Consider the following 21,308-nt stretch of genomic DNA (forward strand, 5'->3'; position numbering starts at 1 on the left):
AGCGCAACGGGCCCCGAGCCTTCTTACCGTCATCCCTTGCTACGCTCGAGATAATGTGGCGGCTAGGTCAAAGCCGCCTTGGTAAAGTGTCAGTCCAAGAATCGCAGCACTCACTCCTAATACATCTAATTGTTCGATATCCTCAGCATTCCTGATACCTCCTGAAGCTTGCCATTCAATTTGTGGAAAACGTACGATGGCTTCTTTATAAAGTTCAAAATTGGGTCCTTGCATCATTCCATCACAAGCGATATCAGTACAGAGTATTTGTTTAATCCCTAATCGTTGGTAAAAAGAAACAACATCCCATAGATTATGGGCGGTGGTAGTTTGCCAACCATGAATAGCAGGTATAGGAATTCCATCATGCATGTGCACATCTAAGGCTAGTATAATGTGTCGGGGATTTATTACGTTAATAATTTGCACGGTCAGTTCAGGATTGCTTATGGCAATACTGCCTATAACTAGATTAGAAATTCCCGATGAAAAGCATAATACGGCTTGTTCTAAAGAGCGTATTCCACCACCTGCCTGTACGGGGATTCCTGTGTTTTGCATGGCACGGATTAAAGCGAGTTGTTGCATCGTTCCGGTTTGTGCACCATCCAAATCAACTACATGCAAACGTTTGGCCCCTAATTGAGCGAAATAGGTGGCACGTTCTATAGGCAGGGCATCGAACTGAGTGACTTGATCAAATTGTCCTTGCCGTAAACGCACACATCGACCCGCTTGGATGTCAATTGCAGGGATAAGGATCATAAAGCCTCCGTATTTTGATGACTTCCTCGGAAACTCTACTACAGAGGTGAATTGCTTGGTCGATACAATGCTCGAATCCTCATGTACTTATTGTACACTCCGGTTCAGTACCCCGTGTCTTCTCGCAGTTCTCCTCTGTAGCGAGTATTCAAAAAAAGTCTAATGGTTACAAAAATTATTGAGTAAAGTCATGCCAGCTTCTGCAGATTTTTCTGGATGAAATTGCATACCCCAAATATTATTTTTTTGAATTATTGCCGTGAATGGTTGACCGTAGTCACAATATGCCAAAGCATACTCACTCTCACCAAGGGCGTAGCTATGAACGAAATATACATAATCCTGTTCTTTTAGTCCTTGATTTAAAAAGGACTCAGTGCACCATTGCAACTGATTCCAGCCCATGTGAGGCACGGGATACCCATCCTGATGTTGCAAACGACGTACTTTTCCTGAAAGCATCCCTAGACAGCGCATATCGTTTTCTTCACTGTGTTCGAACAATAATTGCATACCCAGACAAATGCCAAGTAGCGGTTGTTCCAGTGAGGTCACCACATCAATCAAGTCATACTGGCGCAGGGCCCTCATGCCAAAAGCTGCAGTACCTACTCCTGGTAAAATCACATGGCTTGCACTACGTATTTCCTTTGGATCGTGGGTTAACTGATAATTAAATCCCAATCTCTTTAATGCATTACCTAAAGAGGTTAGATTGGTTCCACTGACATCAATAACAGCGATCATAATAGCCCCTTGGTTGAGGGAAGGGCGTTATTTGTTTGCACACATGCTTGACCTAGTGCTCTTCCTAAAGACTTGAAGCACGCTTCGATCATGTGGTGATGATTTTGACCTTTAACTTCGACATGAATGGTTGCACCGAGGGCAGCAGCTAAGGAATTAAAGAAATGAGGAACCATTTCAGTTGCCATACCGCCAACAAATTCCCGAGTAAATTGGCCTTTAAAGTCGCAAAAACTTCTACCACTTAAATCTATAGCTATAGTGGCTAAAGCTTCATCCATCGGTAAAGTAAAGCCATAACGGTTAATGCCCCATTTATCACCAAGCGCTTTTTTTAGTCCTTCACCTAAAGCAATTGCTGTATCTTCGATTAAATGGTGATCATCCACTTCGATGTCGCCATTGGCATACAATTCAAGATTAAATCCACCATGTTTGGCTACCTGCTCCAGCATGTGGTTAAAAAAAGGCAATGGTGTATTGATTGGACTACTTTGATCGACATCCAATGTTAGGTTCAATTTTATCTCTGTTTCTTTTGTCTTTCTTCGAATCACTGCGCTTCGTTTGTGATTAAGAATTGTTTGTGTAATTTGATCCCACCCATGCTCTTTAGACACTGGCAAAAATTTGATACCTAGATTGTCAGCCAATTGTCGATCAGTTTCTCTGTCACCAATAACCCATGAACAGGAATGATCAATTGTTTTTTCTTTAAAAAATTGATCCACCAATCCTGTTTTAGGTTTCCGGCAGAAACAGTTGTCTTCGGGCATGTGGGGACAAATAAAAATTTCATCAAAAAATATGCCCTGCGAAGAGAAAAGATCCAGAGTAAATTCGTGACAAATCATAAAATCATCTTCAGGAAAAGCAGGGGTACCTAGACCATTTTGATTGCTCACTATCACCAAGCGGAAACCTTCATTTTGTAGTCGCAGTAATGCGGGAATAACATAGGGAGTGAGCTTAATTTTATCCAATGAGTCTACTTGAAAATCAAAAGGTTCTTCGATTAAGGTACCATCACGATCAATAAATAAGATTTTTTGCATTTTAATATCCTAAGCCATTATTTTGAAAAGAAGATAGAGCATTCAGCAACAGCTGATTTTGTGGCTCATCACCTACAGTGATTCGTAAATGATCGTGCAAAGATGATTGAGGTGAAAAACTTTTGATCACCATGCCTTCTTTGATAAGCCAAGAGACTAATTGGGTTGTATGTTTTGTTTTAATAAGAATAAAATTCGTTTCTGTTGGATACACTTTCTCAATCACTGGGCAAAATTGTAATTTCTCGATTAATTTTGTTCGCGAATTTCTAATTCTATTAATTGCTTCTAAAAACCAATCAGAATGTTCCAATGCGCGTAGGGCTAAATCAATCACAACACTTGAAAGTGGAAAGGGAGGCATAATTTTATTAAAGGTTTGGATTAGCTGTTCTTGAGCCAATATAATGCCCAAACGAAGGTTGGCAAGGCCATAGGCTTTCGACAAGGTACGCAAAACAATTAAGTTATCATATTCAGGAATTAAACGAGTGGCACTTTGTGCCTCAGCAAATTCGATATATGCCTCATCAACCACGATGACGGAGCGATTTTTGTACTCAGCACAAAGCTGTGCGATAAAATCCAGATCGACTCGATGAGCAGTTGGATTATTTGGATTACATAAAAAGATAATTTTACAATTTTTTTGCCAACTCTTGCCAATGTCTTCTAGCGAGATTTTAAACTGACACAGAGGGTCTAACGGACACTCGATCAGCTGGGCATCTTGTAATGATGCATAAAAGGAATACATGGAAAAGGTAGGTGGAAATTGCATGCAGGCGTCTTGGCCTGCACTTAAAAATAAACGACTGATTAAGTCAATGCCATCATCTGAGCCTCGAGTAAGTACCATTTGATTTACATTAACTTGATAGCGTTTTGCTAATTGCTCTTGCAGCTGGTCTTGTAACCCTTTTTCTGGATAAAAATTTAAGTCGATATCCGTACTTAATGCAGACCAAGGAAGCTCGTTTGCGTGTAATCGATATTTTATTGGAGCATCGCCAAGAACATAGGGTTCTTTGTTCAACAATTCAGAGCGTATTAAGTTAAGTACGGACATTTATTTCTCCAACGAAGCAAGTCTAATTTCCACCGCTTTGGCATGGGCATCCAAACCTTCAATCTGTGCTAGTGCAATTGCCGAGGACCCTAACTCTCTAATTCCCTCAGTGCTAATCGATTGCACGTTAAAACAAGTTAAAAAATCGAGGGTACTTAGGCCATTATGATTTCTGGCAAAACCATAGGTTGGTAGAACGTGGTTTGATCCGGTCACGTAATCACCAAGTGTTTCGGCAGCCCAGGGACCTAGAAATATAGTTCCTACCGAATTGATTTCCTCTATCCAAGATTCGGCATCTTTTCGATTGAGAATCAAATGCTCTGGAGCATAGGAGTTAATAATGTTTAATTGTTCTGCTTTTTCTGCGCAGACAATAATCATGCTGTTCGTCATGGATTGCTTAATTATTTGCGTTCTTGACAAAGCACTGAATTGAACTTGCAGTTGTTGGTTCACTTGTTCTGCACATTGAAGCGTGTCACAAACCAAAATGACTTGGGAATCGATACCATGCTCTGCTTGCGCAAGCAAATCAGCAGCAATAAATGCTGGATTTGCTTGATTGTCAGCACTAATCATGACTTCGGATGGTCCGGCGGGCATATCTATAGCGGCACCATATGGATCTGCGGCAACTAGTGTTTTGGCCTCTGTAACATAACGATTACCTGGCCCAAAAATTTTGTCTGCTTTTGTAACTGTTTCTGTGCCATAAGCCATAGCTGCGATGGCTTGTGCCCCCCCAAGGGTATAAATAGTATCTATGCCACATAAACGTGCTGCTACAAGAAGATGTTCATTAATTGAACCTGATGCATCGGGTGGGGTGCATAATATTTTTATAGGACATCCTGCTACGAGTGCAGGTACAGCTTGCATTAATAATGAAGAAACTAACGGCGTATTATTACCACCAGGTATATACAGACCAACACGCTGAATCGGTCTATAGGTGGTGTAAATTGTCACACCATTAGCAGTACAAATTTTTTTGTTTTCTGGTAAAAGAGCTTGGTGATAGAGAGTAATTGTCTTTATGGCTTCAGTGATGGCAGTCAGTGATTTCTTACTGATGCACGAATTCTCAATTTTCTGTTTGGGAATTTGCAGGCTTTCCAATCGAGCGCCATCAAACTGTTCTGTGAATGCAAATAATGCATCATCTCCAAAGGTTCGCACCTGTTTAATAATCTCTTGCACTTTGTCTTTTGCGGAAGAGGCTTGTAAGGGACGAGTAAGATAGTGTTTTTTTTCAGTCTGCGAGAGGGATTGCCAATTTTTAATTGATAACATCATATTACTCCAACATTTTTTCTATAGGTAACACCAATATAGAACTGGCACCGAGGGTTTGAATGGTTTCTAAAGTGTTCCAAAATACACGTTCACTAGAAACAACATGAACGGCCACTTTATTCATATTTCCGGGTAAAGGCAGAATGGTGGGAGACTCAGCTCCAGGTAGTTTTTCTGCAATTGCTTCGAGGGCTGATTTTGGGGCATGAAAAACAATGTATTTTCTTTCCTGTGCTTGTTGTACGGATTGAATTCTTCGCGAGAGCATGTCAAACAAGTCTTGAAATATGTAGGAAGACTTCTCATCACTTTGGATCAATACCGCTTGGCTGGAAAGCACGGTATCAACTTCATAGAGCTTGTTATCTTCCAATGTTTGACCGCTTGAAACCAGGTCACAAATCGCATCGGCCATACCCATGCGTGGAGCAACTTCAATAGAGCCTGATAATACAAGGCTTTCTGCACATATCTTTTTATTCCGTAAATATTGGTTCAGCAAATTTGGATAACTGGTAGCAATTCGCTTACCATCTAAACTCCCAGGACCTTGATAATCAGTGGATTCAGGGACAGCTATAGATAAACGGCAAGTACATGTGCCTAATGCGGCTGAAATTTTGTATGATTTGGTTGGATTCGCAAGAGCTGCTTCAAATAAGACATTTTCACCCACGATGCCGCCATCACATAGGCCATCGAATACTAAGGTGGGTATGTCATCATCACGTACAAAAAGTAAATCAATAGGAAAATTATCAACATGGGTGAGCAAGCTATTCGGTTTGATACGAAATTTTAAACCACATCTCTGTAAAAGACTTAAAGATTCTTCAGATAACCGCCCCTTTTTCTGCAAGGCTAAACGTAAACGATTTTTCACGATGACTCCAATCTCTTCGCGATTAATTCATAACCGCCTGTACCAAAACTTAAACAGCGCGCCACACGGGTTATTGTGGTTACACTGACCCCCGTTTGTTCATGAATGGTGCGATAGGGGATACCTTGTCGCAATAAAGGAACGACCTGCCAACGATCGGCCATTGCTTCCAATTCTGCTGGGGTGCAGAGGTCAGTAAAAAACTGTAACGCTTCTTCTTTATTCTCGAGCAAGCTGAGGGCATGCATTAAATCAGGGAGAGCAGAATGATTTATCGTAGTATGTGTTTTCATGTTAATGTATTAATGTAGTAGAACATTAACTCGATAATAATGCCTATTTTTAATACTGTCAATAAAAAATGATGACAAGAATTATATGTTTGAGGAACGAAACATAGCCGTAGCCTGGAAGCAGCGCAACGGAGACGGGTTTTGGCCATCATCACCCCCAAGCGATGACGGGGGGCTGCACTGAATCCAGGCTACCCAAATAAATGTAATGTTGGTGAACAAAATTTATAGACTAACAGATGTTGGTTGGGTCTTGACCCTACATTTGAGCGCCCCGGGGGCGGGTAATCAGAATGAATACCCATATCCGCCTAGGACACCTTCTTACCTATTGAGGAGAAGGGCAAATCAATCTTGCTGTGCGCCACTCAGGTTATCGCAAAGAGGTGTCATATTTTGGTAGATGCGCAAAATTTTATAGGCTAACACCATAAAGCGCTTGATAATCCTCAAGCTTTTTAACCTGCTCGTTTTGATTGACACTTTTTAAGTAGTCGATTAAATCAAACAAGGTGATTATGGAATAAACGTCAATACCTTGAGCTTTAATTTCAGCCAATGCTGAGTTTTCAGATACTCCTCGTTCGCAGCGATCGAGTGCTATGATAACTCCAGTTAATTGCCCTCCATTTTCTTTAATTAAAATTTGAGACTCTCTAAACGCAGTACCAGCAGTAATGACATCATCAACAATAATCGTTCTTCCAGTTAATGGAGCACCAATTAATTGACCTCCTTCACCATGATCTTTTACCTCTTTACGGTTAAAAGTAACGGTAGTTTCTTTGCCTAATTCTGCTAAGGCTATCGCTGTAGCAGTAGCAAGAGGTAACCCTTTATAGGCAGGTCCAAATAAATGGTCAAATCGAGCCTTTTGCTCGGTTAGCGTCTTTGCATAAAATTGTCCCAATTGCCGTAAAGCGTTCCCTTGATAAAATAATCCTGCATTAAAAAAGTAAGGACTGATCCGACCTGACTTTAAAGTAAATTCCCCAAATTTTAATACTTGGCAATCAAGTGCTAATTTTATAAAAGCTGATTTCATCTGATTCATTATGTAGTTCCAGTAGAGAAAAAAAATTTAAAGATCGCGATTTTTTTTAAAAAATCCTTAACAATCAATAAAAAACTGCTATGCTAATCTATATGTAGTGAATTATTTCCTACATGAGTAAATGTTTATTATAACTCAGTGTTTTAATCATGAATATTTTTTACACTGAAAATAAACATCTGTAATAGTTGGATAGTAAAGCTTAAGACAAAGGGGATAGCTAATGTCGCAAAGAGAAACGGGCCATGTAAAATGGTTCAATGAGAAAAAAGGATTTGGATTTATTATTAATGAAAATGGCGATGACATTTTTGTTCATTATAAAGATATCCAAGGTGTTGGATTTAAAACTCTTCATGAAAATGATCCAGTTTCCTTTGTGCTTGATAAAGGACCCAAAGGGTTGAAGGCACAAGACGTTACCATTATTACTGAATAAGTAAAGTAACGAATCAAATATTCTCAGCTATCGCTGCGTGTTAAGTTTAACCTAGGCTAAAGGTTTCCTGCGACCTGGGTTTGCTTTTCATGCAATTAAATTTTGGTTATAGCTGCAGTCTAAGAATTATTGTTCTGGCGAAGTCTTTTACTGAGCCTGAACGTATAATCTAAGGATGTAGTAAACTAATCATGAGTTGTTATTGTCTAAAAATTCACTCTAAAAAATAATCTAAAAGAAACTCTATCAATACTCTTGAATTTCCTACAAAGATCTTCATATATACCTTTCTTGTTTTTGAATCATCGTTATAGAGGTATGTATGAAAAATTTACCTATGTATCAAGTGGATGCATTTGCATCTACTCTTTTTGAAGGTAATCCAGCAGCAGTTTGTCCTTTAGATAATTGGCTCACAGAAAATGAAATGCAAAAAATTGCTACAGAAAATAATTTATCAGAAACTGCTTTTTTTGTTCCTGAAGAAGATGGATTTTATATAAGATGGTTCACGCCCAATGAAGAAGTTGCATTATGTGGCCATGCTACGCTTGCTACGGCGCATGTCATTTTTAATCAATTAGGATTTAAGGGTGAAGAAATAAAATTTAATTGCAAGAGTGGGAGGCTAATTGTACGCAAACATGGTGATGGATTAATGATGGATTTTCCAGAACTACCCTATCATCCAATTGAATTTTCTCCTCCGCTGCAACTGTTAAATTTAAAAAAGCCTCAGAAAGTCCTTAAAAGTCAGTTTGATTTAATGTTTGTTTATGAAAATGAAAGCGACGTGAGAGATGCTGATCCTGATTTGGATGCCGTAGCCCGTTTGGATTATAGAGGTTTAATTTTAACTGCCCCAGGTAATAATACTGATGTTTATTCACGCTGTTTTTATCCTGGTTGCAATGTTCCAGAAGATCCTGTGACGGGTTCTGCACATTGCGTTATTGCACCATATTGGTGTGAGCAACTGGGTAAATCACATATCGAAGCGATGCAAGGAGGTAATCGTCAGGGCAAACTGCAATGCGAGGTTAGAGAAGGGCGTGTTTTTCTTTATGGAACGAGTCATCTTTATTTACAAGGTACAATTTATTTGCCATGAAAACTATTGAGACACCCAGGCTATTATTAAGAGCGTGGAGCGATGAGGATATCGCTCCATTTTTTTCTATGAATCAAGATCCTAAAGTGATGGAGTTCATGCCCAATCTATGGACTATGGATATGGTGACATCGTTTATAGAACGAATGAATACTCAACTGGCTGAAGCTCATTATACTTTATGGGCTGTAGAAGAAAAAAGTACACACCAATTCATGGGGTTTATTGGTTTAAACAGTCCAGTTTGGGAAGCACATTTTACACCTTGTGTAGAAATCGGATGGCGTTTGGCATTTTCTTTTTGGGGTAGGGGTTATGCAACTGAAGGAGCCAAAGCTGTTTTGAATTACGCTTTTAATGTTTTAAATTTAAAAGAAATTGTTGCCTTTACTGTACCAGATAATTTACGTTCCCAACGCGTTATGGAAAAGCTTGGAATGATTCGAGATGAACAGGGGGATTTTCTTCACCCTAAAATTGACCCTGTCAATTCTTTGGCGAAACATTATTTATTTAGGATAACTAATAAGAGGGATTAGTCATTTTTATCATTAATCTCATTGATTTTATTCTGTTTCCAAGTCATCCCTGCGTTACGCTCGGGTTGACGGTGTAGAGCAATTTATTTAATGACTTTATATATAGTTCTAATTATTATGAGTTGTATTTGGAATGTTCATGTGAGAAAAGGAGAGCTATGACTATTTATATGTTTCCTGGGCAAGGTTCCCAGGCAAAAGGAATGGGAATTGAATTATTTTCATATTTCCCTGAACAAATAAAACAAGCTGATGAGGTTCTAGGATATTCCATTAAAGAATTATGTTTAGAAGATCCAAAGCAGCAATTAAGTCATACCGAATACACTCAACCTGCATTATATGTTATTGAAGCACTCTCTTTTTTAGCCAGAGCAGCGGAAGAACCAATGCCAGAATATCTCATTGGACATAGCCTAGGAGAATATGCTGCATTATTTGCTGCGGGTGCTTTTGATTTTGTTACTGGGTTAAAACTGGTGCAAAAACGAGGTGAGTTGATGGCTCAGGCTAGTGGTGGAGGAATGCTTGCTGTAATTAATTTAACTGAAGATCGAATAAGGTTTTTACTGAGAGTTAATGGATTGGATTCTGTGGATTTTGCTAATTTTAACTCGCCGAAACAAATTGTCCTTTCAGGACCTGCAGTCGATATTGCCAAAGCGAACGACCTACTTGCCAGTGAAGCGTTGATGTGCGTACCCCTAAAAGTTAGTGGCGCTTTCCATTCACGTTATATGCAATCAGCAGCTGATGAGTTTGCAAAATTTATTGCTTCTTTTCAGTTTTCGCCACTTCAATCACAAGTGATTGCTAATGTCTCATCGGAACTTTATAGCGACAATATGGTGAAAGATAATCTGGTGAAGCAAATTACTCATCCTGTACGCTGGACTGAAACAATTCGCTATTTAAAAAATCAAGGCGAAACAGTTTTTATAGAAGTGGGCCCCGGAAATGTGTTGACACGCTTGGCCGCGCAAATTTGATTGTCTTAAAGGAATACCCTCATTCGCCCGGAAAGGGCGTCTTTTGTTTATTTTTTGTCGTCCCGAGCATACCGGGGATCTCCATACTGTAGCGCTATGTGACGATTGAGAGATCCCTCGAGGCAGTCGGGATGACGGGAATAGAAGTGAATGATAAATTCTCCAATTCATGATATCCAAATGAAAAAAATCATCTACACTTAATCATGGTTCAATTTACAGAGGAAGTAATATGACAATTAGACTGAAACATGATGGCGGAACGTTAGAAGCAATAGAACTTGCTCATTTACAACATCATTTAGCGATTCCTCACCTTATGAAGTATCTGCAGTCAAAAGGTTCAAAACAATGTAAATCAATCAAAAGAATTAGTGTGGATCACTCTTGCTTGAATGATAATGATTATTTTGCATTACATGATATTTTGAAATTATCCTCAAAAGTTAATGAGATTTCATTTGAAGCGAATCATATTGATACTGATCGCATTGCTTATTTATTTGAATCTTTGCCCAATCAGGAACTCAATAAAATCAAATTCACAGACAATTGGATAGGCGATAAAATTTCTAGTGATTTTTTCTCTTTTTTAAACACTAAAAAACTGATTTTTTTGGATTTATCCTTAAATTGGTTGCGAGATATTGGTGTGCAGCGCTTACTCAATGCAATCGATGCAAATACTGAATTGAATGAGTTGGTACTAAGCTGTAATGATTTTGGTTTGGATGGAATGAAAGCATTGCGTTATTTTGTATTGAGGCATCCTTCATTGAAAATTTTGGATATATCCTATAACAACATCAATGAACGATGTGCTGAAGAAATTTCCGCTATGATAACTGAATCACGATCGCTGACTCATTTGAACGTCAGAAGTAATAAAATTGGTGATGCGGGTGCTAAGCTTATTGCACAATCATTAAAATCTAATAATAATTTAAAATATGTAGATTTATCAGATAATAAAATCTCAGAGACAGGTCTGTCTCAGCTCGTACGTGAGGCAGAAGCTCATAGTCATCTTGAAGACTTAATATTAAAGCATAACCATCTTCTTCCCTCAGCATTAAAAACGAGTCGTTCAGACTTGCAAATTGTTTATTGATAACATAGATGCAGAATTAAATAACCGTTCAGTGTAGTATGCATCCCTAATGATGAATATTAATGAACGGTTATCGTTTAAACTTTGGAGTTATGTTGATGGGCTTTGGTGTTTTTTACCTCTTGAAAAAGCGTATTTTCTTGCCTTTTTTTCTCACCCAGTTTTTTGGCGCTTTTAACGATAATGCATTCAAATTAGCGATGCTCACGTTGATTAGCTACCACTTAACCCATGACCAAGCTCAATCTGAATTTTATCAAGCAATAGCAGGTGCTTTATTTATAACGCCTTTTTTTCTTTTTTCAGCCACTGCAGGACAATTAGCAGATAAATACGATAAAACTTTAGTGACCAGGGTCATTAAACTATTAGAATTATTTTTAATGATTGTTGGTAGCTTCTCTCTATATTTTGGCAATATTTTTTTGATGATGATAACCCTGACTGGTTTAGGCATTCACTCAACATTTTTTGGACCCATAAAATATGCCATTTTACCCGAGCATTTACCCAAAAATGATTTATTAGGTGCAACAGGTCTAATTGATGCGAGTACCTTTATTGCTATACTGGTTGGAACTACCATGGGAACCTTATCCATTGGCGCAAATAATCCTAGACCTTACATGGCAGTTTTTTTAACGGTGATTGTTGCTCTTGCTGGGTTAACTTCAAGTATGCTGATACCCAGGGCTCCTTCGACATCCGAATCGATTAAGGTTGATATTCAGATTTGGCGTGCCACTTATCAAATGTTGAAGCAGGCTACAGCGCATTTTGGTATTTTATTATGTATTTTAATTTTATCTTGGTTTTGGTTGTTGGGGACAGTAATCCTTACAAAACTACCTGACTACACGAATTATGTTTTAGGAGCAAATAATACTGTTTTTGCGCTGTTTCTGGCATTGTTTTCAGTAGGCATTGCATTCGGTTCCCTAACGGTTAATTTTATTTTTCAAGGCCGGATTAATCTTAATATGGTTCCATGGGCTATGTTTGCCTTTACTTGTTTTTCAATGGATCTGTATTGGGCCTCACCTAATGCAACTGAACAAAATACTTTACTTACTCTGGATACCTTCTTCACACACTTTAATCATTGGCGCATTGCTGTTGACTTATTTATGTTAGCCTTTAGCTCAGGTTTATTTCTTGTTCCGCTGTATACTTATTTACAGGTTATGAGTCCACCCCATTCTAGAGCACGAATTATTGCTACCAATAATATTTATAACTCGTTATTTATGGTTGTGGGGACATTTATGGTCATTGGTCTCTTGCATTTTAGCGCGGCAATTCCACAAATTTTTTTAATTTTAAGTCTATTCAACGCCATAGCTGCAGCTCTTGCTCGGATTTATTTAAAAAGGGTGGCTTTGCCCTAAATGTGATAGGAAATAATGAATGACACAAACAAGCAAGGTGAATAAATAAAATGTATATTGGGCCTTGGCCCAACATAATTCAATTCAGCATTGTAGCCCGATTAGCCCATCGTAATCCAATTACACTCTTTGTGTCTCTGCTAACCAATCACGTGCTGGCAGAAAATCGGTATAAAGTTTTGCTTCCGCACTCTGTGCAACAGGCTGCCAGTTGTATTCCCACGTGACCTCGGGTGGCAAAGACATTAAAATGGATTCGGTTCTGCCGTTTGACTGTAATCCAAATAAAGTACCGCGGTCATAGACTAAATTGAATTCTACATAGCGTCCTCTTCGATAATTTTGAAATGCTTTTTCTCTTTCACCAAAGGGATGGGATTTGCGACGTTCCACTATGGGGGCGTAAGCTTCAATGTAGTGATTGCCTATACTTTGCATCAGGGAAAAACTATGATCAAAACTTATTTCATTATAATCGTCAAAAAATAAACCACCAATACCACGCGCTTCATTTCGATGTTTGATGAAAAAATAATCATCACACCATTGTTTGAATTTAGGATAAATCGATTGGCCAAAAGGTTGACAGGCACGTAATGCAGTTTGATGCCAATGCATGCAATCTTCTTCAAATCCATAATAAGGTGTTAAATCAAATCCACCACCAAACCACCAAACGGGATCAGCCCCTTCTTTTTCTGCAAGAAAAAAACGAACATTCGCATGTGAAGTAGGCACATAAGGATTATCAGGGTGAATGACTAAGGAGACACCAAGTGCATTAAAGTTTCTTCCTGCTAATTCGGGACGGTGTGCGCTGGCTGACGCAGGAAGTTTTTCTCCAGAGACGTGGGAAAAATTGACACCTGCTTTTGCAAAGACAGAACCTTGAGTCAAAACACGTGTAATTCCACCACCTCCAGCAGGACGCTCCCAAGCATCTTCAATAAATTGAGCTTGGCCATCTAAATTTTCAAGTCTGGAACAAATTGTATTTTGTAATTGTAGCAGATAGGTTTTTACTTGTTGTATCGCATGTTCAGGAAGGGTGTTGTCTTTTGACATGGTTGAGCTCGCCAGGGTTATAACCTGTTTATTTTCTCACTTATTTGAAATTGGCACAATGTTTGCTTTTCTAGTTGTACTTACTTTAAGAGGGGGAACTATGGCGTTAGATCTTGATACCTATTTCGGAATACACGCTAAAGCCTTAGCAGCACGCGAGCATAGAGCTTCGCAGTTGGCAAACAATTTGGCTAATGCCAATACGCCCAATTATAAAGCTCAAGATATCGATTTCAATGAGTATTTAGCTGCCAGTATGGCTGGTGGAGCACAAAAAATGCAGGTTACCTCCCCAGACCATATTAATGCGAATGCCGATTTTTCAGCGAATTTAAAATATCGAGTTACTTCGCAAATGTCATTAGATGGAAATACGGTAGATAAAGATTTAGAAACCACAGAATTTGCACATAACTCGCTTAACTATCAGGCTAGCTTGAGTTTTCTTGATAATAAAATTAAATCCATGATGCTGGCGTTGAAAGGAGAATAATAATGTCATTAAGCGCGATTTTTAATATTGCAGGTTCCGCGTTAACTGCTGAGACAGCGCGTTTGACGACTAGCGCTGAGAACATGAGTAATGCTAACGTAGAGTCAGGTAATGCTAGTGAAGTATATAAAGCAAAATATCCTATTTTCAAGGCAGTTCAGGAACATGCGAATCAATGGATGGGAGAGCAAATATCGGGAGGCGTTCAGCTTAAAGGTACTTATGAGAGTACTATGGATCCTATAAAACGTTATGCGCCTGATAATCCCCTAGCGGATAAACAAGGTTTTGTGTATACACCGAATGTAAATTATGTTGAGGAAATGGCAAACGTAATTTCAGCTTCAAGGTCATATCAAATGGATGTTGAATTGCTTAATACAACAAAACAGCTTATGCAGCGTACCTTAAAGCTGGGTGAATAAAGGGAGAGAAAGGAATGACAACAAATTCGGTTAATGGGACGAACACATCGAATCTACCGTATAATCAAATTGATTCTTCAGCAAAGAAAAGTCTGGGGCAACAGGATTTTCTACGCTTGATGGTGGCTCAAATTCAAAATCAGGATCCCATGCAACCTCAAGTAAACGGTGAGTTTTTATCCCAGTTGGCTCAGTTTAGTACCAATGATGGGGTTACTAAAATGCAGGAGTCATTACAGCAGATGGCTACTTCGCTCCAATCAAATCAGGCTTTACAAGCTTCAGCTTTGGTGGGTCGCAAGGTTTTGGTCAATAGTAATACTCTTCAATTGGGTGCAGAGGGTGATTCAAAGGCAGCAGTGGATATCCCACCAGGACTCAGTAATTTGAGTGCTTCTATTTATTCAGAAACCGGAGAGCTTATAAAGACAATTCCCTTAGGTCAACCTACACCTGGATTTTTTCAATTCAGTTGGGATGGCACTGGCGGGGACAATAATCGCGTGAAAGAAGGTAAATATAAGGTTGATGTCCATGCAGTTTATGGAGGAAAAGAGGTATCTTTAAAAACAATGACCTCTGCAAATGTTGATAGTGTAAGCCTTGGTCAAAGTGGTGAAGGCTTAAAATTAAATGTTGCAGGAGTTGGACCAATATCATTGGATCAGGTAAGACAAATATCAGTTTAAAGCAGGAGGCTAAAATGATTTTTGACGCAGCGCTAAGTGGACTTCAGGCAGCAACAAGTAATTTGGACGTTATAGGCAATAATATCGCAAACTCTTCTACCGTGGGATTTAAAGGATCGCGCGCAGATTTTGGTGATATTTACTCATTTGGTGGTTACGGTAGCTTTGGTGCAGGCAGTACATCCATCGGTGGTGGGGTAATGTTGACCTCGGTTCAACAACAGTTTGCATCAGGAAATTTGACCAATAGTACGAACAGTCTGGATTTGGCAGTGAACGGTTCTGGATTTTTTATTTTGGATAATCCAGGGGGCGGGGCAGTCTATACACGTGCAGGTCAGTTTAGTTTGAACAACCAAAATTATATTACCAATGCCAATGGACAATATCTTACTGGACTACTTTCGGATGGAAAAGGAAATATTACTGGAACATCAGGGAAATTACAGATAGATACAGCAAATATAAGTCCTCAGGCAAGCACTAAAGTAACCACTGGGGTTAATTTGAACTCACAAAGTACAGCTCCAGCAGTTGACTGGACTGGTGGTGCAACACCTCTTAGTAGCTCGTATAATAATCCTACTTCCTTGACTATTTACGACAGCTTAGGAAACTCTCACGTATTGAGTATGTATTTTATCAAAGCTGACTCTGCTGCGACATCAGGACAACCTAATGCTGCAACTCCTCCAGGCACAGAAAATCAATGGTATGTAGCATTCCAAATCGACAATCAAGATGTTCCTCCTATCACAGGTACTGATAACACCGCGAACCTGTTTGAGATGAACTTTAATACTGATGGAACTTTTGTGGGAGTTGCTAGTCCTGGCGGCGCCCCGATAGCTAATAATCTTATTCCATTGTCATTTAACCTAAATAATGGAGCAAATCCTTTAAATTTAAATATTGATTTAACAAACAGTACGCAGTTTGGTAGTCCATTTGCTGTTCAATCTACCTCATCAAATGGTTATACAACTGGAAGTTTGGCGAGTTTGAATATAGATGATAGCGGACTAATTCTAGGAATTTATACCAATGGCCAGTCTTTGGCTATGGGGCAAATTCAATTAGCTAATTTTGCTGATCCTACAGGCTTACAAAACGTAGGAAATGTTTGTTGGGCTCAAACTTCGGCTTCAGGTCAGCCTTTGATTGGAGTCGGCACAACAGGTGGATTAGGTGCCATTAAATCGGGTATGTTGGAGCAATCTAATGTGGATTTGACCAGTGAATTAGTAGATTTAATTAGTGCACAACGTGATTTCCAAGCGAATGCACAGTCCATTCGTGCAGGGGATGCGATTACACAAACAATTATTAATATGCGTTAGGAGGTAACTCATGGATCCTATCTTATATAATGCTGCAGGTGGCGGACGAATTGGTTTTAAGCGTCAGGAAATAATCGCCAATAATTTGGCGAATGTAAACACTCCTGGATTTAAAGCGGATATGTATCAAGCTCAAACCATGTATGCAAATATGGGGGGATCGGACAGCGGCGCAGCCTTTGCGATACAAAAGCAGAATGCACTTGATCTGAGCCCTGGCGGTATTACGACAACTGGACGAAACCTTGATATTGCAATTGAAGGTAATGGTTGGTTTGCAGTGAGTAATGGACAGGGCAAAGAAGGGTATACAAAGGCTGGAAATTTACGCTTAGATGTCAATGGGTTATTAACAACAGCCTCTGGGCATCCTGTTTTGGGTAATGGCGGACCTATTTCAATTCCCCCAGCTCAGGAAATAAACATTGGTGCTGATGGTACGATTACCATTGTGCCACTCGGTGGCGATCCCAATAGCGCCGCGGTATTAGATAGAATTAAGCTCGTTACTCTGGATAAAAATAATATTGTTAAAAGTTCAGAGGGACTTTACCAATTAAAAAACGGTGGAACTCCCGCTGCTGCTGATGCAAGTGTCCAGGTACGAAGTGGTGCTATTGAAGGATCGAATGTTAATGCGATTGATCAGATGGTAGAAATGATTACCTCTGGGCGTGAGTACGATGCTCACATGAAAGTAATGTCTACGGTAGAAGACAATTTTTTAAAATTGGCACAAGTATTGCACGAATAACGCCATTTTAGTATACAAGTAAGAATAATTGCGGAGGGATCTCCATGGAACCAGCATTATGGGTAAGTAAATCAGGCTTGGAAGCCCAAGAAAAAAATATTTCTACGATTGCTAATAACTTGGCAAACGTCAATACAACTGGCTTTAAAAAAGATAGAGCAATATTCCAGGATTTACTTTATCAAAATACAAGCCAGGCGGGTGCTCAATCTTCCGAGAACTCTTTAATTCCAACAGGGATTAATGCAGGTTCAGGTGTTCATTTAGCTGCTACGGAAAAAATATTTGAACAAGGAAGTGCGCAAAATACACGTAATCCATATGACCTTATGATACAAGGTCAAGGTTTTTTTACGATTTTGATGCCTGACGGTACTCAAGCATATACTCGTGATGGTACTTTCACAGTCGATAGCACAGGACAGCTCGTTGATATGAATGGCTATCCATTGCAACCTGCAATAAATATTCCTGCACAGACTTTAGGTGTAACGATTAGTACCGAAGGGGTGGTGAGTGCTACAGTTGTTGGTAGTAATACTCCAACAGTCCTTGGAACCATTCAATTAGCGAATTTTACTAACCCAGCAGGACTTCAACCTATAGGACAAAACCTGTTTACAGAGACAGCTTCAAGCGGTGCTGCAACATTGAATAATCCAGGAAATTCAGGTGTAGGTACCTTGTTACAAGGTTCTCTAGAAGCATCGAATGTGAATGTGGTGGAAGAGCTGGTCAATATGATTCAAGCACAAAGAAGCTATGAGATTACGGCAAAGGGTATCCAGACTGTGGATAACATGCTGCAATACTTAAATCAAACCGTTTAAGAAGATTTCATTGATGAAATTATTTAATTTGCTTGTTGCAGGCTCCATTGCGATTCTTTTGAGTGGGTGTGAACTTTTAAATCCCCCTCAGCGTGGGAAGGATCCTGAGTTTGCGCCTACATATCCTACGACACCTGACCCCAAGGAATTAAGGAAAGAGTCAGGTGCAATTTATAGTGCGGAAACGGCCTTACCTCTTTTTGAAACACCAAGAGCGCGACACGCAGGGGATATAATTACAGTATTTTTGGTTGAAAGTACTAACGCATCAAAAAACGCTACATTGCAGCAGATGAAAACAGATACCAACGTCGTCAAGAACAAACTGTTTTTAGGGCGGCCTATTTCTTTTGGTAGTGGTTACAGCATGGATTTTGACTTGAACAATCAACGACAATTCAATGGTTCTGCACAAGCTGTACAGAATAATAAATTGGCGGGAAGTATTTCAGTTACAGTATCTCAAGTTTTGGCAAATGGTAATATGGTCGTACAGGGTGAAAAGTGGGTTAAAATCGATCAAGGGGAAGAGTATGTTCGATTATCAGGGATTATTCGACCTCAGGATATCAGAGCGGATAACTCCATCACCTCGGATCGTTTAGCAAATGCGCGTATTGCATATGGTGGCACAGGCCAAGTGAATAATACAAATGCACAGGGCTGGCTGGCGCGATTTATGTGGGGCCCATTGTTCCCAACTTAATCTGAGATAAAAAAGCTGTGTAGAAAAAATCATTCCATTCCTGCCTAAGCGGGAATGGTCAAGAGATAAATCCGGGGTAAAGCAGCGCGACTCATTATTGGTGCTTTTAACCGTTATCAATGAACAAGGAAAATTGTAATGCGGCGATGGCTGATAATTACATGGATGTTGGCGATAAACTTGATTGCAAATCAGGCTTATAGTGAACGAATAAAAGACATTGCTACATTGGCTGGTGTACGCACCAACCAATTAGTTGGTTATGGTTTGGTGGTCGGTTTAAATGGTACCGGAGATAAAAACGGAACACGATATACTGAAGATACTTTTGCAAACCTGCTTACTCAATTAGGTGTAAACATCCAACCGGGAACTAAGCTTAATTCAAAAAATATGGCCGCAGTCATGGTGACTGCGAGTTTGTCTTCTTTTATGAAAAAGGGACAAGCTATGGATGTTAATGTGTCATCTATTGGTGATTCAAAAAGCTTATTAGGTGGCACCTTATTGATGACCCCAATGAAAGGAGCCGATGGGCGAGTTTATGCAGTGGCCCAAGGAAATGTGATTGTATCCGGGGTAAGTGCAGCTGGAAGCGATGGTACAAGTGTTACCGTAAATGTTCCCAGTGGGGCACGAATTCCTAATGGTGCGACCATTGAGGTCGATATACCTAATCCCTTTTATTTTACAAAAGAATTAACATTCAATTTACACATGCCTGATTTTACAACAGCAAAACGCATGTGCGATGCCATTAATGAAATGATGGGGCCAGGAACTGCTAGAGCTTTAGATGCGACATCGGTGGTTGTAACTGCCCCCAAAAAAATGTCTCAACGCGTAGACTATGTTTCAGTGTTAGAAAATATTGAATTTAAACCCGCTGAGGCAATAGCAAAAATTATTATTAATGCGCGTACAGGAACGGTGGTTATTTCTTCTAATGTCATTGTCAAATCAGCGGCGGTCTCCCATGGTAATTTAGTGGTGAGCGTGACTGAAACCCCAGTGATAAGCCAACCTAATGCTTTTGCACGTGGACGTACCGTTTCAACCCAACAGTCACAAGTTTCCATTGAACAAAGAAACAATCATGCATTTGTTTTACCACGGGGTGTTACATTAAAGGATATTGTTCGAGGTATTAATGCTGTAGGAGCAACACCTGCTGATGTCATCGCGATACTTGAAGCACTACAACAAGCAGGTGCTTTAAATGCTACTTTAATCGTGATATAGCTTGGATTGGATTGGTGAACAGGATCCATAAAGATAGAGGATTAAAATGACGGTACAAGGAATTGCAACCAGTGATTTTAGTGCATTAAATGAACTAAAAGTTCAAGCACAAAATAATGCAAAAGAGGCCTTACCTGAGGCAGCGAAACAATTTGAAGGTATATTCTTGCAATCCATGTTGAAAAGCATGCGTATGGGACAGCATTTTCTTGAAGAATCGAGCCCATTTAGAGGCAAGGATAGGGAAACCTTTCAGGATATGTTGGATGCTCAATATGCAAGTACTATTGCCAATTCTAAAGGTGTTGGTTTAGCCGAGATGCTTGCAAAACAAATGGAGCATAATTTGCCTAATGCAGAACCAACAGAAAAAAGGACAACAGAAACGGTTAATTCTGACTCAATATCCCCCAAGCCTGTAAAACAAGAGCAGGATAAATCAACGAGCACCATTGATGAGTTTGTCAAATCCATCTGGCCTAAAGCCAAACAAGCCGCATCAATTATTGGTTTGGATCCTAAAATCTTAATGGCTCAAGCCGCATTAGAAACAGGGTGGGGGAAATTTGTTACAAAGGATGTTGATGGCACCAGCAGTAACAATTTATTCAATATCAAATCGGGTAACAGCAAAGAGTTTGATTCAGTCAATGTGAAAACAACCGAGTATATTGCAGACACACCAATTAAAATCAATGCATCATTTAGAAAATATCCCTCGGTTGAACAAAGCTTTAATGACTATATATCTTTAATTAAAGGAAATGATCGATATCAAAATGCTTTAGCCAGTGCTGCAAACCCTGAACTGTTTATTAATGAGCTGCATAAGGCGGGATATGCTACCGATCCTAATTACAGTACAAAAATTTTATCCATTTATCATGGAGATGAATTAAATCAGGCAATACAACGTTGCGAGTTAGCAGAACAAGTTTAAAGTGGTTTTTGCTGTGATGTATTGTGCTAAATAAAAATGGTGTAATTAGAAAATATGATACTTTTGCAGGATGTTTGAAGAA

General features: G+C 39.4%; 24 protein-coding genes. 15 read left to right on the forward strand and 9 right to left on the reverse strand.

Features of this window, described 5'->3' with window-relative positions:
- Positions 1-39: 39 nt before the first annotated feature.
- From ACF8MK_RS12635 to pyrE, 8 genes are all read right to left on the reverse strand, one after another.
- Positions 40-765 carry a 1-(5-phosphoribosyl)-5-[(5-phosphoribosylamino)methylideneamino] imidazole-4-carboxamide isomerase gene (locus ACF8MK_RS12635; protein ID WP_392536956.1) on the reverse strand — a complete coding sequence of 242 codons (726 nt, stop codon included), beginning with the start codon at positions 763-765 and terminating at the stop codon, positions 40-42.
- A 159-nt stretch (positions 766-924) separates the two neighbouring features.
- Entirely contained in the window at positions 925-1,512 is a 588-nt protein-coding gene (gene hisH, locus ACF8MK_RS12640; RefSeq protein WP_392536957.1) for an imidazole glycerol phosphate synthase subunit HisH, read from the reverse strand.
- A complete protein-coding gene (gene hisB, locus ACF8MK_RS12645; protein WP_392536958.1) occupies positions 1,509-2,567 on the reverse strand; it encodes a bifunctional histidinol-phosphatase/imidazoleglycerol-phosphate dehydratase HisB in 1,059 nt (352 codons plus the stop codon). Before hisB ends, hisH begins: the two co-directional genes overlap by 4 nt.
- A 1-nt stretch (position 2,568) precedes the next feature.
- Positions 2,569-3,636, reverse strand: coding sequence for a histidinol-phosphate transaminase (hisC, locus tag ACF8MK_RS12650; protein WP_392536959.1), 1,068 nt, complete (start codon positions 3,634-3,636; stop codon positions 2,569-2,571).
- Positions 3,637-4,932: a histidinol dehydrogenase gene (gene hisD / locus ACF8MK_RS12655; RefSeq protein ID WP_392538961.1), complete on the reverse strand. Its 1,296-nt coding sequence runs from the start codon at positions 4,930-4,932 to the stop codon at positions 3,637-3,639. It abuts the gene before it with no gap.
- A 4-nt stretch (positions 4,933-4,936) separates the two neighbouring features.
- On the reverse strand, positions 4,937-5,818 hold the full coding sequence (gene hisG, locus ACF8MK_RS12660) for an ATP phosphoribosyltransferase (RefSeq protein WP_392536960.1): 882 nt from the start codon (positions 5,816-5,818) through the stop codon (positions 4,937-4,939).
- On the reverse strand, positions 5,815-6,111 hold the full coding sequence (locus ACF8MK_RS12665; RefSeq protein WP_265704425.1) for a YerC/YecD family TrpR-related protein: 297 nt from the start codon (positions 6,109-6,111) through the stop codon (positions 5,815-5,817). Before ACF8MK_RS12665 ends, hisG begins: the two co-directional genes overlap by 4 nt.
- 415 nt (positions 6,112-6,526) lie before the next feature.
- Positions 6,527-7,165, reverse strand: a complete 639-nt coding sequence (pyrE, locus tag ACF8MK_RS12670; RefSeq protein WP_392536961.1) for an orotate phosphoribosyltransferase — start codon at positions 7,163-7,165, stop codon at positions 6,527-6,529.
- A 223-nt stretch (positions 7,166-7,388) separates the two neighbouring features.
- Between pyrE and ACF8MK_RS12675 the strand changes: the two genes are divergently transcribed.
- From ACF8MK_RS12675 to ACF8MK_RS12700, 6 genes are all read left to right on the forward strand, one after another.
- A complete protein-coding gene (locus ACF8MK_RS12675) occupies positions 7,389-7,604 on the forward strand; it encodes a cold-shock protein (RefSeq protein WP_003631957.1) in 216 nt (71 codons plus the stop codon).
- Between the two features lie 322 nt (positions 7,605-7,926).
- Positions 7,927-8,715: a PhzF family phenazine biosynthesis protein gene (locus ACF8MK_RS12680; protein WP_392536962.1), complete on the forward strand. Its 789-nt coding sequence runs from the start codon at positions 7,927-7,929 to the stop codon at positions 8,713-8,715.
- Entirely contained in the window at positions 8,712-9,254 is a 543-nt protein-coding gene (locus ACF8MK_RS12685) for a GNAT family N-acetyltransferase (RefSeq protein WP_392536963.1), read from the forward strand. Before ACF8MK_RS12680 ends, ACF8MK_RS12685 begins: the two co-directional genes overlap by 4 nt.
- Before the next feature lie 158 nt (positions 9,255-9,412).
- Positions 9,413-10,243: an ACP S-malonyltransferase gene (gene fabD, locus ACF8MK_RS12690; RefSeq protein ID WP_392536964.1), complete on the forward strand. Its 831-nt coding sequence runs from the start codon at positions 9,413-9,415 to the stop codon at positions 10,241-10,243.
- A 232-nt stretch (positions 10,244-10,475) separates the two neighbouring features.
- Positions 10,476-11,354: a hypothetical protein gene (locus ACF8MK_RS12695; RefSeq protein ID WP_392536965.1), complete on the forward strand. Its 879-nt coding sequence runs from the start codon at positions 10,476-10,478 to the stop codon at positions 11,352-11,354.
- 98 nt (positions 11,355-11,452) lie between these two features.
- Entirely contained in the window at positions 11,453-12,742 is a 1,290-nt protein-coding gene (locus ACF8MK_RS12700) for an MFS transporter (protein ID WP_392538962.1), read from the forward strand.
- A 120-nt stretch (positions 12,743-12,862) separates the two neighbouring features.
- Here ACF8MK_RS12700 and hemF read toward each other — a convergent pair whose 3' ends face one another.
- The gene (hemF, locus tag ACF8MK_RS12705; protein ID WP_392536966.1) at positions 12,863-13,807 is read right to left on the reverse strand and encodes an oxygen-dependent coproporphyrinogen oxidase; all 945 of its coding nucleotides are present in this window, start codon (positions 13,805-13,807) and stop codon (positions 12,863-12,865) included.
- A 100-nt stretch (positions 13,808-13,907) separates the two neighbouring features.
- Here hemF and flgB point away from each other — a divergent pair, with 100 nt between their 5' ends.
- From flgB to ACF8MK_RS12750, 9 genes are all read left to right on the forward strand, one after another.
- Positions 13,908-14,300, forward strand: coding sequence for a flagellar basal body rod protein FlgB (gene flgB / locus ACF8MK_RS12710; RefSeq protein WP_392536967.1), 393 nt, complete (start codon positions 13,908-13,910; stop codon positions 14,298-14,300).
- Between the two features lie 2 nt (positions 14,301-14,302).
- Positions 14,303-14,725 (forward strand): flagellar basal body rod protein FlgC, encoded by a 423-nt coding sequence (gene flgC, locus ACF8MK_RS12715; RefSeq protein ID WP_392536968.1) that lies wholly within the window; start codon positions 14,303-14,305, stop codon positions 14,723-14,725.
- A 14-nt stretch (positions 14,726-14,739) separates the two neighbouring features.
- The gene (locus ACF8MK_RS12720) at positions 14,740-15,414 is read left to right on the forward strand and encodes a flagellar hook assembly protein FlgD (protein WP_392536969.1); all 675 of its coding nucleotides are present in this window, start codon (positions 14,740-14,742) and stop codon (positions 15,412-15,414) included.
- 14 nt (positions 15,415-15,428) lie between these two features.
- Entirely contained in the window at positions 15,429-16,754 is a 1,326-nt protein-coding gene (gene flgE, locus ACF8MK_RS12725) for a flagellar hook protein FlgE (RefSeq protein ID WP_392536970.1), read from the forward strand.
- Positions 16,755-16,764: 10 nt separating this feature from the next.
- Positions 16,765-17,508, forward strand: coding sequence for a flagellar basal-body rod protein FlgF (gene flgF / locus ACF8MK_RS12730; protein WP_265704436.1), 744 nt, complete (start codon positions 16,765-16,767; stop codon positions 17,506-17,508).
- Between the two features lie 44 nt (positions 17,509-17,552).
- A complete protein-coding gene (gene flgG / locus ACF8MK_RS12735) occupies positions 17,553-18,338 on the forward strand; it encodes a flagellar basal-body rod protein FlgG (RefSeq protein ID WP_028380294.1) in 786 nt (261 codons plus the stop codon).
- Between the two features lie 13 nt (positions 18,339-18,351).
- Positions 18,352-19,044 carry a flagellar basal body L-ring protein FlgH gene (locus ACF8MK_RS12740; protein ID WP_392536971.1) on the forward strand — a complete coding sequence of 231 codons (693 nt, stop codon included), beginning with the start codon at positions 18,352-18,354 and terminating at the stop codon, positions 19,042-19,044.
- A 138-nt stretch (positions 19,045-19,182) separates the two neighbouring features.
- Positions 19,183-20,286 carry a flagellar basal body P-ring protein FlgI gene (locus ACF8MK_RS12745; RefSeq protein ID WP_392536972.1) on the forward strand — a complete coding sequence of 368 codons (1,104 nt, stop codon included), beginning with the start codon at positions 19,183-19,185 and terminating at the stop codon, positions 20,284-20,286.
- A gap of 46 nt (positions 20,287-20,332) precedes the next feature.
- Positions 20,333-21,226 (forward strand): glucosaminidase domain-containing protein, encoded by an 894-nt coding sequence (locus ACF8MK_RS12750; protein ID WP_392536973.1) that lies wholly within the window; start codon positions 20,333-20,335, stop codon positions 21,224-21,226.
- The last annotated feature ends 82 nt before the right edge of the window (positions 21,227-21,308 follow it).

The sequence above is a fragment of the Legionella sp. 227 genome, from assembly GCF_043161935.1.
Taxonomy (GTDB): Bacteria; Pseudomonadota; Gammaproteobacteria; order Legionellales; family Legionellaceae; genus Legionella; species Legionella sheltonii.